We start from the raw sequence: 15,393 nt of genomic DNA on the forward strand, positions 1-15,393 counted from the left end.
CTATTCACCAAGCTGTTCCAGTTTCTTCGTCTGTTCTTCAATCAGTAAGGCATCAATAATTTCGTTCATGTTCCCTTGAAGAACTTGATCCAGCTTTTGAAGGGTTAAACCGATACGGTGATCCGTCACACGGGTCTGCGGGAAGTTATACGTGCGGATCCGTTCGGAACGATCTCCTGTTCCTACTGCTGATTTGCGGTTCTCATCATATTCGGCACGTGCTTCCTGCTGGTATTTATCATAAATACGGGCACGCAGAACCTTCATCGCTTTTTCCTTGTTTTTAATCTGGGACTTTTCATCCTGACACGACACCACAATCCCTGTGGGTTCGTGGGTAAGACGCACAGCAGACATCGTCGTATTGACACTCTGGCCGCCGGGACCACTGGAAGCGAACGTGTCCACCCGTATATCCTTATCGTGGACCTCCACTTCTACTTCTTCAGCTTCCGGCATAACCACAACTGTGGCTGTAGAGGTGTGGATACGACCACCGGATTCCGTTTCGGGAACACGCTGGACACGGTGGGCCCCGTTTTCAAATTTCATTTTGGAATAAGCCATTTCACCAGTGACCATAAAGATGATTTCCTTATACCCACCTACATCATTGGCGTTCGCTTCAATGACTTCTGTTTTCCATCCCTGCGCTTCCGCATAACGGGCGTACATCCGGTACAAATCACCAGCAAATAAGGCCGCTTCATCACCACCGGCTGCGCCGCGGACTTCCATGATAACGTTTTTGTCATCGTTTGGATCCTTCGGAAGCATCAACACTTTCAGCCGCTCCTCCAGGTCCTGCTTCTGTGTGGACAACTCACTGATTTCTTCCTTCACCATACTTTCCATCTCAGCATCCAGCCGGTCTTCAAGCATAGCTCTGGCATCCTTCAGCTGTTCAGCCACTTCTTTATATTCCCTGTAGGCATCCACCGTCTCCTGGAGCCCTGCCTGCTCTTTGGAATACTCACGCAGTTTATTTGTATCAGAAATGATTTCCGGATCACTCAATAGTTCGTTCAGCTTTTCATAACGATCTTCTAATGTTTGTAAACGTTCGATCAATGGTATGCACCTCTTTCTCCATAACAGTCTAATTATATTATAGAGCGCCTGGAGATACAACAACCCCAAGGGAGCAGCAAACAAAACCGGCACCCAGGAGGGCACCGGTAAACGATTTAAAATATTCACAATCCCGCCGGCCTCCCCGATTCATGCCGGAAGGTGCTCTTGCAACCCGGACTGAGAGACAGGGACCGCCGCAACGTCCATAGAGTCTCCAACGGCCTTCCGCGTCACTTTATTTTGACATGAATATCATAACGCGGGACGGCTTTGTAAACAGCTTGACCAATCTGTTCCTTCCATTCATCCCGTTCCTCATCCGACATGTCGTCTTCACCAGCCACGTCGACAGTGACCCAGATCTGGTCCGCCTCCATGATGACTCGTTTAACCGTCACCCCTTCCAGCTGCTGGGCGGCTGTCTTCGCCATTTCACGATCCTGTTTCAGCCCCCATGTGTGACCGACTTTATTCACAGACCGCGGGTTTTCGTCTTCCATCGTCACTTCATTGTTCAAGCCCATGTTCTCTACATCATCCCGGCTCGTCTGCCCCTGATATTTTTCCACCTGCGTCCCGCAGCCGGCAGCAAACAGGCACAGCAGAGTGGCAGGAATTATGAAACAGTGCTTCACGGTATCACCTCTTATCCTTTTAGGCCTAGTATGACCAGAAGAGGTGAAGGTATGTAAAAAGGACAAAGGGAGAGGCAGCACACATCAAACCAGGCGGAGCATGACAATGGGGACCTGGTTCTTTACACGAGCTTCCTTAAACGGCCGGGGTCCTCCTGAATGTCTTGCTCAAGCTCCTCACACAATTCCGCATAGTCCAGACACATCTTGTACGTTCTGCCGGAACGGCTTCCTCCAAGCTTCAGACATTCATTGGCACAAGAACGGCAGACTTCGGCACATGATTGAGTTAAATCACGACTCAAGGGACTGTTTTTTTGAACGACTTCGACCGCATACTTATAGGCATTCATACACTCTTCCAATACATTGGTTTTTTCCATAAGATAAGCGCCTTTTTTCATTATTTTCCACTCCTTTTCCCAAGGATAAAGAAGATAGGAATCCTCTGCTTTTCCATAGAATACCACATCAACAACCATGAAAAACCATCCGCAGCACATCGGAACACATCCGGACCATAATCGAACATAAAAAACAGCCGGCAGGAAGCCGGCTGTTTTAAAACGAGATATTATTCCGCATAAGCGGCTTTTATTTCTTTCTGCCTGGGTTTGTTTGGCACTTCATGATGATGACGACAACGTGGCTCGTAGGATTCCGATGCTCCCACCAGAATAACCGGGTCGTCATAGGAAGCCGGTTTCCCATCAATCAAACGCTGTGTACGGCTTGCCGGTGATCCGCATACAGGGCAGATCGCGTTCAGTTTCGTCACACTCTCACTCAGAGCCATAAGGTCAGGCATCTTTCCAAAAGGTTCTCCCCTGAAGTCCGTATCCAAACCAGCGACGATGACGCGTATGCCTTTATCTGCAAGGCATTCGACTACTTCCACGATATGTTCGTCGAAAAACTGCACTTCGTCAATTCCTACAACATCCATCTCATCCGTCACATGCTGCAGAATATCCAGCGAGTTCTTCACCGGCCGCGCCGTCACTGAAGTCCCATTATGGGAAACTACAGCATCTTCCTTATAACGGTCATCGATCGCAGGTTTGTACACGCGCACATTCAAGTTTCCAAAGGTCGCCCGTCTCACCCTGCGGATCAGCTCTTCTGATTTTCCACTGAACATGCTTCCGCAGATCAGTTCAACCCATCCGCTCTGTTTCATCACATACACGTCCACTGTCGCTCCCTTCTCCATCAATCAAGCTCAATCCAGCATAATTGTTTCGTTTATCCTGTATCTCATCAAAAAAGAGCTTCCCCGGCAGCCCCGGATCCCACCGCGGCTCATTCACCAAGGACAGCTCCCTAATATTCATACTTCCCCGGGAAACGGCTGTTCAGTCTAATGAACCCCTGTGTCCCGTATTTTTTGACAAAAAAACAGGCAAACCTTTGAGACAATTTGCCTGTTTTTGTTCAAAATGATGATGTCCCCTTCCGTGGAAGGCGGATCATAATTATGAAAGGTTATATTTCTTCTTGAAGCGATCCACACGGCCGCCAGCTTTATCAGCTTTCTGCTTACCTGTGTAGAACGGGTGGGACGCAGAACTAATCTCTACGCGGATCAATGGGTAAGTGTTGCCATCTTCCCACTCGATCGTTTCTTCAGAAGTCTTAGTAGATCCTGTTAGAAACTTGAAATTAGAACTTGTGTCTAGGAATACAACTTTACGGTATTCTGGATGAATTCCTGATTTCATGTTCTTCCACTCCTTTTTGCCCTGAATCCTTAAGAAACAGAGTTATTGTAAGAGCCGTCGAAGGTTCAACATACACCTTGTACTGAAACTCACATAGAAAGATTATAACAGGGGGGAGACCCCAATGCAACAACCAGTTTTTATTAAATGACGGAGAAGATGATGCAGAAAGCGACGGGCCCTCCGAAAAACCCCGGTGGAGAGGTCAGCGGCGTGCCGGTGACGCTTTGCCTTTCATATCCTTATCCATGAGGTCGAAAAATTCGTCGTTGTTTTTCGAAGCACGGAGTCGACGGAGGAACCGGTCGGCAAAATCATGAGAATCAGACATCGTCTTCCGGATGGCCCAGATTTTGTCCAGATGGGTCTGTGGAAGAAGCAGCTCTTCTTTCCTTGTGCCGGAGCGTACAATATCAATGGCAGGGAAAATCCGGCGTTCCGCCAGGCTGCGGTCAAGGTGGAGTTCCATGTTCCCTGTTCCCTTGAACTCTTCATAAATGACATCATCCATCCGGGAGCCGGTGTCAACGAGGGCCGTAGCCAGGATTGTCAGACTTCCCCCCTCCTCGATGTTACGGGCAGCACCGAAGAAACGCTTCGGACGGTGGAAGGCAGCCGGATCGATACCACCGGATAATGTCCGCCCGCTCGGTGGGATCACAAGGTTATACGCGCGGGCCAGACGGGTGATGCTGTCCATCAGCACGATCACATCACGCTTATGTTCCACAAGACGCATCGCCCGCTCCAGAACCAGCTCTGACACTTTAATATGATTTTCAGGAACCTCGTCAAATGTGGAACTGACTACATCCACATCCGGAGCGACCGACCGTTCAATATCGGTGACTTCTTCCGGACGTTCATCGACTAACAGAATAATCAGCTTCGCGTCAGGATGATTGACGGAAATACTGTTCGCCATCTGCTTCAGAAGCATCGTTTTCCCTGCTTTTGGAGGAGCGACGATCAAACCACGCTGTCCATATCCCACTGGAGCCATCAAATCCATGATCCGTGTGGAAAGCTTTTTCGTTTCTGTTTCGAGCTTCATCTGTCTATCAGGATAAAGCGGTGTCAAAGCCGGGAAATGGACACGCTCTTTCGCAGAGTCCGGGTCCTCTCCGTTCACCGCGTCCACGTGAAGCAGACCGTAATACCTTTCGTTCTCTTTCGGCGGACGGACTTTACCGGACACCTTGTCTCCATTACGAAGGTCAAAACGACGGATCTGGGAAGCGGAGATGTAAATATCCTCGGCACTTGGAGAATAATTAATCGGACGCAGGAAGCCGAATCCTTCGGAAGGGATAATTTCCAGAATTCCATCCATAAACAAAAAGCCGTCTTTTTCTGCCTGTGCCTTCAGAATGGCAAAAATCAATTCACGCTTCGTAAGCTTTGCATAGTAGGAAACTTTATACTGCCTGGCTTTTGTATAAAGGTCCTTCAGGGTCAATGTTTCTAAATTGGAGATCGTTAAATCTGCCACGTAATCACCACTCTTTTCAATTCTTATCGCTTGAATTCAGGTACCTGTCCCGCTTAAGGTCCAGGAATTCACGGGGTCACCATCTGCATCAATAGGCCCTTCCCGACCCTGAATGAAATCAAGGCCATGATGGACCCGTTTTTTTATAGGTTCTCGGGATTAAATATGAACGGAGTCAACGACTTCTCAAAGTGAATACTTTCAAAGAAGAAAAAGGAGAAGTTAAGTGAAGTAAAAAAGAAGCCTAAAGAAGCAAGTGACATGAACCTTCTATTTATAAACAACATTCATTGTACTCCTGTCACTCATGAGTTTCAATGTTATTTTTTTCAGAAGGAGGTAAGGGAATAGGAAAAGAAAAGGAAGCCGCCATACCCGGCTCCCTCTTCCCTTGTTTCCACCCGAAGCGTTTGCCGGACGAGGAATGTTGTCCGCCAGACACTTCAGAACGTCTCCCTTCCCATCAGAGGTACGGGAGACTTAAGAATTTTGGAACTGTTCGATTTCTTCTTCCGACATTTCCTCGTACCAGACGTCGGCGCCCAAATCAATCAGTTTGTTCGTGATATTCTCATACCCTCGTTCGATGTGATCCACGCCGGTAATTTCCGTAATCCCATCAGCCATTAAGCCGGCAATCACCAGAGCTGCACCGGCTCTCAGATCTGTAGCTTTCACCTTGGCCCCCTGCAGTTTGGAAGGACCTGTTACAATGGCAGATCCTCCCTCCACCTTAATGGAGGCATTCATACGCCTGAGTTCGTCCACGTGCTTGAACCGGGCCTGGTAAATGGTATCCGTGACAACCCCCGTCCCCTGTGTCTGCGTGAGCAGGGAAGTGAACGGCTGTTGGAGGTCTGTGGCAAACCCGGGATAAACGAGTGTTTTTATATCGACACTCCGAAGCTGTTTTCCAGGCCGGACGTACAACTGCTCATCATTTTCCTCAATGGTTACGCCCATTTCCCTGAGCTTGGCGAGCAGGGATTCCAGGTGCTGGGGAATGACGTTATCAATGACCATCCCGTCTCCCTGCGCAGCTGCCATGATGGTGTATGTGCCGGCTTCAATCCGGTCAGGAATGATCGTATGGAGGCATCCCTGAAGGTTCTGGACACCCTCAATACGGATGACGTCCGTTCCAGCGCCTTTAATTTTAGCTCCCATACTTGTCAGCAGGGTGGCCACATCAATGATTTCCGGCTCTTTGGCGGCATTTTCGATCACAGTCTTCCCTTTAGCCCTGACAGCAGCAAGCATAATGTTGATGGTTGCTCCGACGCTGACCACATCAAGATAAATACGCGCACCTCGGAGCTCCTTCGCTCTTAGATAAATGGCTCCCTGCTCATTCGTCACTTCTGCCCCGAGCGCTTCGAATCCCTTGATGTGCTGGTCGATCGGACGAGGACCGAGATGACAGCCGCCGGGAAGGCCGATGACAGCTTTATTAAACCTTCCGAGCATGGCTCCCATGAAATAATAGGAAGCCCGCAGCTTCTTCACTTTTCCGTTCGGAAGCGGCATGTCCACCATGTTGGACGGATCGATATGTACGGTTCTTCCTTCCTTCGCCACCGTGCCACCGATCTCTTCCAGAAGATCAGCCAAAATACCAACATCCGATATATCCGGCAGGCCTTCAATCGTTACAGGAGATTCAGCCAGAATTGCAGCTGGGAGAAGAGCAACCGCACTGTTTTTGGCGCCGCTCACCCTCACCTCTCCCCGCAGCGGGGCCCCGCCTTTTACTAATAGTTTACGCATGTAAAACTCCTCGCTTTAAAGGTCAAGATTTTCTCTTATTATGTGCAATTTTTACCAAATCACACATTATTTTTGGTTATTCCAGTCACTCAGGAATTTTTCTATTCCCTGATCCGTCAAAGGGTGCTTCACTATTTGATTCAGAACTTTAAAAGGAACCGTTGCAATGTGCGCGCCATGCAGGGCCGCTTCAGTGATGTGAACGGGGTGGCGGACAGAGGCAGCGATGATTTCTGTATCAATTGCATGACGATCGAAGATTTCCGAGATCTGAGCGACTAATTCCATGCCATTCTGACCAATATCATCGAGACGACCAAGAAACGGAGACACATAGGAGGCACCTGCTCTGGCTGCCATCAACGCCTGGTTTGCTGAGAACACAAGGGTGACGTTTGTTTTGATATTCAGATCACTGAATGCCTTTACAGCTTTCAACCCTTCCATTGTCATGGGAACCTTTACCGTAATATTCGGCGCAATGGCTGCGAGTTCCTTCCCTTCCCGAATCATTCCTTCCGCGTCTTCAGAAATCACCTCAGCACTGACAGACCCGGCTACTTCTGCCGTAATCTCTCTTAAACGGTCGTGGAAAGAAACCCCTTCCTTTGCAACAAGGCTCGGGTTTGTCGTCACACCTGCCAGAATGCCTAAAGCATTGGCTTCCCGGATATCCTCAATATTGGCTGTATCAATGAAAAATTTCATAATCTCCACTCCTCTTCCCTTTGTGATGGATGCTCAACCATGAAAATTGCCGAATGATTGCGTTTTCATACATGCTTAAAAGGAAACCGCTACAGAGGTAGCGGCTTCCTTTATACAGAGGTTCTTACGCTTGATTGGAAGAACCGAATTCACGCATCTTGCCGATAACCGTTTCTTTGATAGCGTCACGGCCGGGTCCAAGATATTTACGAGGGTCGTACTGTTCAGGCTGGTCAGCAAGAACTTGACGTACGGCTTTCCCTTGTGCGATCTGGTTTTCAGTGTTCACGTTAATTTTAGCTGTACCGAAAGAAATAGCTTTCTTAATGTCAGCTGTAGGGATTCCTGTACCACCGTGAAGAACAAGCGGCTTGTCTACAAGTCCCATGATTTCTTCCATGCGGTCAAAGCCAAGGTTTGGTTCACCTTTGTAAGGGCCGTGGACAGAACCAAGTGCCGGTGCAAATACGTCAACGTTTGTTTCGTCAACCAGTTGCTTACACTCGGAAGGAATAGCGTAGGCAGCTTCTGCATCGTCTACGATCAAGTCATCTTCCTGACCACCTACACGGCCGAGTTCTGCTTCAACAGAAACACCGTGGATGTGAGCAAGCTCAACCACTTTTCTCGTAACAGCGATGTTCTCTTCCAATGGATCATGAGAAGCATCGATCATGACAGAAGTAAATCCGGCGTGGATCGCTTCTGCACATTTTTCAAAGCTGGAACCGTGGTCAAGGTGAATCGCAACCGGTACAGTGGTACCGTAGGATTTCATAAGTGCTTTCACCATGTCAACGACTACGTTGAAGCCGCCCATGTAACGTCCAGCACCTTCAGAAACACCAAGGATGACCGGAGACTGCTCTTCTTCCGCAGCCTGCAGGATGGCCTGGGCATATTCTAGGTTATTAAGGTTGAACTGTCCTACACCGTAGCGTTCTTCCTTAGCTTTTTCTAGCATTTCTTTCATTGATACTAGTGGCATGAAAGATATCCTCCTTTGAATAACGAACTTTCCCTATTCACAAGTCTGTTTCCATACGAAAACACACCATGCAAGTTTGGTTACAGTAATAGAATACCAATACCCTTCTTATGGTGCAACATCAGGAGGATTATATAGCGCTTACATTAAGAAAAAAGTCATGAACGGCTGTGGACAAGCGTTCCATTTACCATTTCCTTCAAATTATGGATGTCAAACGGTTTTGTTATGATATGGGTTACGAAATGGAAATCCATGTCCTTCCTTACTGATTCCTCTGAATCCCCCGTAATAATCATAACCGGAGAAGAATAATTCATTTCCTCCAGGAATTGAAGGACATCTCTCCCATGCATAACAGGAAGATTATAGTCCATGATGATAAGATCCAGGCTCTCTTCCTTTACCACCCGGCATGCTTCTTTTCCTGTTTTCGCTGAAATCGTCTCATGGCCTTCTGCTTTCAGGATTTCCTCAAGCAGCAGGCGGATCCCCGGTTGATCATCGACAATCAGGATTTTATTCGTCATTCTTTCTCCCTCCCTTTCAAAGCTTGTGTGCATGTTCTCTCATTCCTTTAATTTCGAGGCGCCCCCTGTCATTTCCTGCATACAATTGGATCCATTGTCATATTTTCTGTAATTTTACTGGGATTCGACACGATCCTTTTCCATTACGGAAAGTATGCCTGCTTCCCATGTTTCTTCAACAAAAAAAGGCCGCCGAGCTTTTCTCTCGACAGCCTTCTTTTTTTCGGAAATGAGTCTGCTTATCCGGATTTATTGATAGGTCTTCATAGCCGCCCCGATAAATCCATGGAACAGTTCTTGTGGACGGGTCGGGCGTGACTTGAATTCCGGGTGGAACTGGCTCGCTACGAACCAAGGGTGGTCTTCCACTTCGATGATTTCGACAAGCCGGCCGTCAGGGCTTGTTCCGGAGAACTTGAAGCCGGCCGCTTCCATCTGCTCACGGTAATGGTTGTTAAACTCAAAACGGTGGCGATGACGCTCATAGATCACTTCTTCTCCATAAGCTTCCAGCGCTTTGGAGCCTTCTTTCAGTCGGGAAGGGTAAATCCCCAGTCTCAGCGTACCGCCAAGATCAGATACCTCTTTCTGCTCAGGAAGAAGATCAATGATCGGATGCGCCGTCGATGGATCGATTTCCGCCGAGTGCGCTCCTTCCAGACCGAGAACGTTGCGGGCAAATTCAACCGTTGCCAGCTGCATACCAAGACAGATACCAAGGAACGGGATACGGCTTTCGCGTGCATACCGGATGGCGTCGATTTTGCCTTCGATGCCACGGTCCCCGAATCCGCCGGGTACAAGGATTCCGTCTACACCATTCAGTTCAGCTTCCACGTTGGCCGCATTCAGCCCTTCTGAATTGACCCACTTCACATCAATATCGGAATCGTAGCTGTATCCTGCGTGTTTCAAAGCCTCGACAACAGAAATGTAGGCATCTGGAAGCTCTACATACTTACCGACAAGCGCAATCGTCGTCTTGTGCTGAAGGTTTTTCACTTGATCGATCAGCTTATTCCATTCCGTCATATCCGCAGGTGCACAGTCCAGACCAAAGTGGTCGCATGTCAGCTGGTCCAGCTTCTGCTCCTGTAGGTTGATCGGAACATTGTACAATGTGTCGGCATCGGCCATTTCAATGACCGCTTCCTTGTTGATGTCACAGAACAGGGCGATTTTCTCCTTCATGTCTTCGGAAATTTCCATCTCTGTACGAAGAACAATCGCATCCGGCTGAATGCCGAGAGAGCGCAGCTCTTTAACACTATGCTGGGTCGGTTTCGTCTTCATTTCCCCTGCGGCTTTCAAATATGGCACCAGCGTGCAGTGAAGGTACATGACGTGTTCGCGTCCGATATCACTCTTGATTTGTCGGATCGCCTCAAGGAATGGCAGGGATTCGATATCCCCGACCGTTCCGCCGATTTCCGTAATGACGACGTCGGCATTCGTTTCGTGGCCGGCGCGGAAAACACGGTCTTTGATTTCATTCGTAATATGCGGAATCACCTGTACGGTCCCGCCGAGGTAATCGCCGCGGCGTTCTTTTTTAATAACGGTGGAGTAGACTTTACCGGTTGTCACGTTACTGAATTTGTTCAAATTGATGTCAATGAAACGCTCGTAGTGACCAAGGTCCAAATCCGTTTCAGCGCCGTCATCTGTGACGAAAACTTCCCCGTGCTGGTACGGGCTCATCGTTCCCGGATCTACGTTGATGTATGGATCAAATTTCTGGATGGTTACCTTCAAGCCACGGTTTTTCAATAAACGTCCTAATGAAGCAGCTGTAATCCCTTTTCCCAGAGATGAAACCACTCCGCCTGTTACAAAAATGTATTTTGTTGCCACGTCAAATCCCTCTTTCTCTATTTGTATTAATTAGTTATTTACTAAAGCTTCAATTTGATAAGGGGATATAAAAACAAAAAACGCTCCCCGTCATTGCCGGGGAGCGTTCGGATTCCGTTCAAGGAAATTAAAGAGCCCAAATAAGATTTTACTGATATGACTTTTGAAAGTCAACCTTCTTATTTATCTTCGTCGTCATCTCCAACGAAGCTGAGATCATCTTCCACCATTTCTTCCTCTTCCTCATCCAGGTCATCATCTTCATAATCACCATCGTAATCATCGTCATCATCAAGGTCAAGGTCTTCATCGGTAAGTTCAAGATCATCTTCGAGATTTTCATCTTCGTCATTGTATTCATCTGCACCGAGCTCATCATCAAGCAGCTTGGAAGGTTTTTTCTTTTTCTTCTTCTTCTTTTTGCGTTTCTGAGGCAGGTTGGCGATTTCTTCTTCCATCTGCTCGACCGGGTACCACTTCTTCAAACCCCAGCGGTTCGTTCCGATCGTCATGAAACGGCCGTCAATGTTCATATCTGTGTAGAACTGGGCAATGTACTCTTCGTCCTGAGCTTCTGTGAAACCTTTCATTTTTGAAATCCGGTTAAAGATTTCATTAAAATCAATGGCTTCGCGCTCCTCTTCTAATATCAGGGTCGCCAGTTCGATCATGGAAATTTCTTCAATCTTCTGTGGGCTGAGTTCTTTTACGCTCACGATTCAGCACTCCTTTATCTAGACAAAATAGAATTAATGACTTCATGGGCATACGAATCACATTTAATCATACCATCCATTATATGAGGTGCCTGTATAAAAATCAAATAGAGTCTGTCTCTTCTTTACTTTTCTAGCCAAAGCTGCATGAAAGTAAACCTTGTGCTCAAAAATAGAAAAACATAAGCCTTTGTGTTCCTGCTGATATCCTTTAAAATATAGGAGAGAATGCTCTATGTAAGGAGAGACGATTAATGGAAAACCGCCCTTTCAACTGGACAGCCCTCATTCTGACTGCTGCTGCTCTTGGGATCTGGCTTTATTCAAGTTTCGGGATCATCCACTCCGAACACCTCGAGGAAGCAGAAGTAACGAAAAAGACCCATAATGATGAGGGTTATTATGTCACGATCGATGACAAGAAAGTATCTGTCAAGGATACGAGCACATGGATGCTCCTTGAAGAAGGAGGAACCTACAACATTACTTATGAATGGTACGGCATGAAAAAACCGTATGTGACAGAAGTGAACCAGGCCCACGATGACGATCAGGTGGGCGGCCACTAAAAGAAACACTTAAAACCATGCAAAACCCGTCCTGTGATTGGAATGGTCCTCACAGGACGGGTTTTCATTGTTAAGGGAACCTACATGTTTCTTCTATACTGTCCCCCTACTTCATAAAGCGCGTTGGTAATCTGTCCGAGACTGGCGACTTTAACGGTTTCCATCAGTTCAGCAAAGATGTTTCCGCCTCCGGCCGCTGTCTGCTTCAACCGATGAAGAGCCTCAGCCGCCTTCTGTTCATTCGACTGCTGGAAACGGCGGAGTTCTGTAATCTGGTGGTTCTTCTCTTCCTTGGAGGCACGGGCCAGTTCCATCGAATCGATTTCCTCTTCGGAAGGAGGATTTGGATTCAAGTACGTATTCACACCGATGATCGGCAGGTCCCCTGAATGCTTCTTCCCTTCATAATAAAGAGACTCCTCCTGAATTTTCCCACGTTGATACTGGCGCTCCATCGCTCCCAGCACACCCCCGCGGTCGTTGATCCGTTCGAACTCCTGAAGCACCGCTTCTTCGACCAGGTCGGTCAGCTCTCTGATAATGTACGCCCCCTGGAGGGAGTTTTCATTTTTCGTGAGACCGAACTCCTTGCTGATGATCATTTGAATCGCCATCGCCCTTCTAACCGACTCTTCGGTAGGTGTTGTAATGGCTTCATCATAGGAGTTGGTATGCAGGGAATTACAGTTGTCCTGAATCGCAATCAGTGCCTGCAGCGTCGTCCGGATATCATTAAAATCTATTTCCTGCGCGTGCAGGGACCGTCCGGAAGTCTGGATGTGATACTTCAGCTTCTGACTCCGCTCATTCGCTCCATATTTATCCCGCATGACGACGGCCCAGATCCGCCTCGCTACGCGGCCAAGCACGGTGTATTCCGGATCCAGTCCGTTGGAGAAGAAGAAGGATAAATTGGGTGCAAACTTGTTGATGTCCATTCCACGGCTCAAATAATACTCCACATAAGTAAAACCATTGGCTAGGGTAAAGGCCAGCTGTGTAATCGGGTTTGCCCCTGCTTCAGCAATGTGATAGCCCGATATAGAGACGGAATAATAGTTGCGGACCTGATGGTCAATGAAATACTGTTGAATATCGCCCATCATCCTCAAGGCAAATTCTGTAGAGAAAATGCAGGTATTCTGCCCCTGGTCTTCTTTCAGAATATCTGCCTGAACGGTGCCGCGGACGACTTGAATCGTTTCTGTTTTGATCTTTTCCGCTTCCTCCGCCGTCGGCGCCCGCCCTTCCTCCTCCTGGAACTTCTCCAGCTGCTGGTCGACGGCTGTATTGAAGAACATGGCCAGAATAATCGGCGCCGGTCCATTAATCGTCATCGATACCGACGTCGTTGGATCGACAAGATCAAAGCCGTCATACAGCTTTTTCATATCTTCAAGGGTGCAGATGTTCACTCCACTCTCGCCGACCTTTCCGTAGATGTCCGGCCGCTCATCCGGATCCTCCCCGTACAGCGTAACGGAATCAAAGGCTGTACTCAGTCTTTTCGCATCATCGCCTTCCGATAAATAATGAAAACGGCGGTTCGTCCGCTCCGGAGTTCCTTCCCCGGCAAACTGACGCTTCGGATCTTCCCCTTTCCGTTTGAAAGGAAAAACGCCGGCTGTAAAAGGAAAGGCGCCCGGAACATTCTCCTGAAGGAGCCACGTCAACCGGTCTCCCCAGTCCTTATAGCGTGGGAGGGCCACTTTCGGGATTTTCGTTCCACTCAGGCTTTCAGTGGTCAGGTCCATCGTGATGGCTCTGCCCCGGACTTCAAATGTATACGTATCGCCGCTGTATCGTTCGTGAAGACCATCCCAGTCCCCCAGCTTGTCGAGCGCATCCCGGTCGATGGTCCGCTCATAATCCTCCATTAAACGGTGAAGGTTCTTTTTAACGTCTTCATCTTCCAGCATATCGAGGGTCCCCTGAAGCTGATACAGCTTACTCGCCGCTTCCGCCTGTGTGTCCGTATGCTGGTGATAATCGCGGACAGCCATGGAAATATCCCGCAGATACTGCTTCCGCTCATTCGGAATGATCACATTCTGCTTTTCCGCCTTTTGGTTCAGGGAAGAGAAAGAAGTTTCCTCCTGCCAGGCATAGGTGTCATTCAACTTCTCCAGCAGCGCCGCGAACAAAGTGTTTGTCCCCGGGTCATTGAACTGGCTGGCAATCGTCCCATAGACAGGGAAACGGCTGTCATCCTCATGGAACAGCATATGACTGCGCTGATACTGCTTTTTCACTTGATTAAATGCGTCCTCGGAACCTTTCTGCTCGAACTTGTTAATGACAATAAAGTCGGCAAAATCAATCATATCGATTTTTTCAAGCTGGGAAGGGGCTCCGAACTCTGCAGTCATCACATACATGGATAAATCCGTAATGTCCGTAACCGCGGCATCACCCTGTCCGATTCCGCTCGTTTCGACAATAATAAAATCCACGCCGGCAGCTTTCACAACCTGAATGGCCTCCTCCACTGCGGTAGACAACTCTGAGCGGGCGTCACGTGTCGCCAGCGACCTCATATAAACGCGGGGATGGAAGATCGCATTCATACGGATCCGGTCCCCAAGAAGCGCGCCTCCGGTTTTCTTTTTCGTCGGATCGACAGACAGGACAGCGATTTTCTTTTCCGGGACCTCGTGAATAAAACGACGGATCAGTTCATCGGTCAGCGAACTTTTCCCCGCTCCCCCCGTACCGGTAATTCCGAGAACCGGAATCGTTTTATCCTGCGTTTTCTCTACCGCTGTTTCAAAGGCAGCTACAGCCTCCCGCTCTTCCTTGGACGTATTTTCGACATACGTAATAAAGCGGGCGACTGCCTGATGATTTCCTTCAGATAAATCGGCCACCCCTTTTTCCACATCAAGGGGGGGGAGAAAATCACACTCCTCCATCATCTTGTTAATCATCCCCTGCAGACCAAGGGAACGGCCGTCTTCCGGAGAAAATACCCGGGCAACGCCGTACTCGTGAAGCTCTTTGATTTCACGGGGAATGATCACACCGCCTCCGCCTCCATAAACGCGGATATGACCGGCACCCTTTTCATTCAAAAGGTCGACCATGTACTTGAAATATTCCACATGTCCTCCCTGATAGGACGAAATGGCAATGCCCTGGGCATCTTCCTGTACCGCCGCATTGACCACTTCTTCAACGGACCGGTTATGACCGAGGTGGATCACTTCCGCACCGGTGGATTGCAGAATTCTCCTCATAATATTAATGGAAGCGTCATGACCATCGAAAAGACTGGAAGCCGTAACGAATCGTACAGGATTCTTCGGCTTATAGATTGTCGGTTGTTCCATTTCCGCTCTT

The 15,393-nt window shown here is 48.4% G+C and carries 15 protein-coding genes; 1 reads left to right on the forward strand and 14 read right to left on the reverse strand.

Annotated elements, in window-relative coordinates; all coding sequences use genetic code 11:
* From prfA to rpoE, 13 genes are all read right to left on the reverse strand, one after another.
* On the reverse strand, positions 1–1,071 hold the full coding sequence (prfA, locus tag GLV97_RS02000) for a peptide chain release factor 1 (protein WP_160836819.1): 1,071 nt from the start codon (positions 1,069–1,071) through the stop codon (positions 1–3).
* A gap of 233 nt (positions 1,072–1,304) precedes the next feature.
* On the reverse strand, positions 1,305–1,709 hold the full coding sequence (locus GLV97_RS02005) for a hypothetical protein (RefSeq protein ID WP_337192726.1): 405 nt from the start codon (positions 1,707–1,709) through the stop codon (positions 1,305–1,307).
* Positions 1,710–1,831: 122 nt separating this feature from the next.
* Positions 1,832–2,113, reverse strand: coding sequence for a four-helix bundle copper-binding protein (locus GLV97_RS02010; RefSeq protein ID WP_160888870.1), 282 nt, complete (start codon positions 2,111–2,113; stop codon positions 1,832–1,834).
* Between the two features lie 170 nt (positions 2,114–2,283).
* A complete protein-coding gene (locus GLV97_RS02015; protein ID WP_160836823.1) occupies positions 2,284–2,898 on the reverse strand; it encodes a thymidine kinase in 615 nt (204 codons plus the stop codon).
* Positions 2,867–3,019, reverse strand: a complete 153-nt coding sequence (locus GLV97_RS02020) for a hypothetical protein (protein ID WP_160836825.1) — start codon at positions 3,017–3,019, stop codon at positions 2,867–2,869. The genes GLV97_RS02015 and GLV97_RS02020 overlap by 32 nt, the downstream gene beginning before the upstream one ends.
* Positions 3,020–3,184: 165 nt before the next feature.
* Positions 3,185–3,430 (reverse strand): type B 50S ribosomal protein L31, encoded by a 246-nt coding sequence (locus GLV97_RS02025; protein WP_027954711.1) that lies wholly within the window; start codon positions 3,428–3,430, stop codon positions 3,185–3,187.
* A 205-nt stretch (positions 3,431–3,635) separates the two neighbouring features.
* Complete coding sequence (gene rho, locus GLV97_RS02030; RefSeq protein ID WP_160836827.1) at positions 3,636–4,922, reverse strand: transcription termination factor Rho; 1,287 nt, start codon at positions 4,920–4,922, stop codon at positions 3,636–3,638.
* Positions 4,923–5,402: 480 nt separating this feature from the next.
* Complete coding sequence (locus GLV97_RS02035; protein ID WP_160836829.1) at positions 5,403–6,689, reverse strand: UDP-N-acetylglucosamine 1-carboxyvinyltransferase; 1,287 nt, start codon at positions 6,687–6,689, stop codon at positions 5,403–5,405.
* 66 nt (positions 6,690–6,755) lie between these two features.
* Positions 6,756–7,397: a fructose-6-phosphate aldolase gene (gene fsa, locus GLV97_RS02040; RefSeq protein ID WP_160840899.1), complete on the reverse strand. Its 642-nt coding sequence runs from the start codon at positions 7,395–7,397 to the stop codon at positions 6,756–6,758.
* A gap of 124 nt (positions 7,398–7,521) precedes the next feature.
* Positions 7,522–8,385 carry a class II fructose-1,6-bisphosphate aldolase gene (gene fba / locus GLV97_RS02045; protein ID WP_160836833.1) on the reverse strand — a complete coding sequence of 288 codons (864 nt, stop codon included), beginning with the start codon at positions 8,383–8,385 and terminating at the stop codon, positions 7,522–7,524.
* Positions 8,386–8,543: 158 nt separating this feature from the next.
* Positions 8,544–8,915: a response regulator gene (locus tag GLV97_RS02050; RefSeq protein ID WP_160836835.1), complete on the reverse strand. Its 372-nt coding sequence runs from the start codon at positions 8,913–8,915 to the stop codon at positions 8,544–8,546.
* A 249-nt stretch (positions 8,916–9,164) separates the two neighbouring features.
* Complete coding sequence (locus GLV97_RS02055; RefSeq protein WP_160836837.1) at positions 9,165–10,769, reverse strand: CTP synthase; 1,605 nt, start codon at positions 10,767–10,769, stop codon at positions 9,165–9,167.
* 179 nt (positions 10,770–10,948) lie between these two features.
* Entirely contained in the window at positions 10,949–11,485 is a 537-nt protein-coding gene (rpoE, locus tag GLV97_RS02060; protein ID WP_160836839.1) for a DNA-directed RNA polymerase subunit delta, read from the reverse strand.
* Positions 11,486–11,739: 254 nt separating this feature from the next.
* Between rpoE and GLV97_RS02065 the strand changes: the two genes are divergently transcribed.
* Entirely contained in the window at positions 11,740–12,054 is a 315-nt protein-coding gene (locus GLV97_RS02065) for a hypothetical protein (RefSeq protein ID WP_160836841.1), read from the forward strand.
* A gap of 80 nt (positions 12,055–12,134) precedes the next feature.
* Here GLV97_RS02065 and icmF read toward each other — a convergent pair whose 3' ends face one another.
* A complete protein-coding gene (icmF, locus tag GLV97_RS02070; RefSeq protein ID WP_160888871.1) occupies positions 12,135–15,383 on the reverse strand; it encodes a fused isobutyryl-CoA mutase/GTPase IcmF in 3,249 nt (1,082 codons plus the stop codon).
* Positions 15,384–15,393 lie beyond the last annotated feature (10 nt).

It is taken from the genome of Halobacillus litoralis, assembly GCF_009856355.1.
Taxonomy (GTDB): domain Bacteria; phylum Bacillota; class Bacilli; order Bacillales; family Halobacillaceae; genus Halobacillus; species Halobacillus litoralis_B.

Bases quoted from the DNA above. Each gene is read 5' to 3' on its own strand.
- GLV97_RS02035 (WP_160836829.1), bottom strand. From the start codon at position 6,689: ATGCGTAAACTATTAGTAAAAGGCGGGGCCCCGCTGCGGGGAGAGGTG.
- GLV97_RS02050 (WP_160836835.1), bottom strand. From the start codon at position 8,915: ATGACGAATAAAATCCTGATTGTCGATGATCAACCGGGGATCCGCCTG.
- GLV97_RS02010 (WP_160888870.1), bottom strand. From the start codon at position 2,113: ATGAAAAAAGGCGCTTATCTTATGGAAAAAACCAATGTATTGGAAGAG.
- fsa (WP_160840899.1), bottom strand. From the start codon at position 7,397: ATGAAATTTTTCATTGATACAGCCAATATTGAGGATATCCGGGAAGCC.
- fba (WP_160836833.1), bottom strand. From the start codon at position 8,385: ATGCCACTAGTATCAATGAAAGAAATGCTAGAAAAAGCTAAGGAAGAA.
- GLV97_RS02065 (WP_160836841.1), top strand. From the start codon at position 11,740: ATGGAAAACCGCCCTTTCAACTGGACAGCCCTCATTCTGACTGCTGCT.
- GLV97_RS02025 (WP_027954711.1), bottom strand. From the start codon at position 3,430: ATGAAATCAGGAATTCATCCAGAATACCGTAAAGTTGTATTCCTAGAC.
- icmF (WP_160888871.1), bottom strand. From the start codon at position 15,383: ATGGAACAACCGACAATCTATAAGCCGAAGAATCCTGTACGATTCGTT.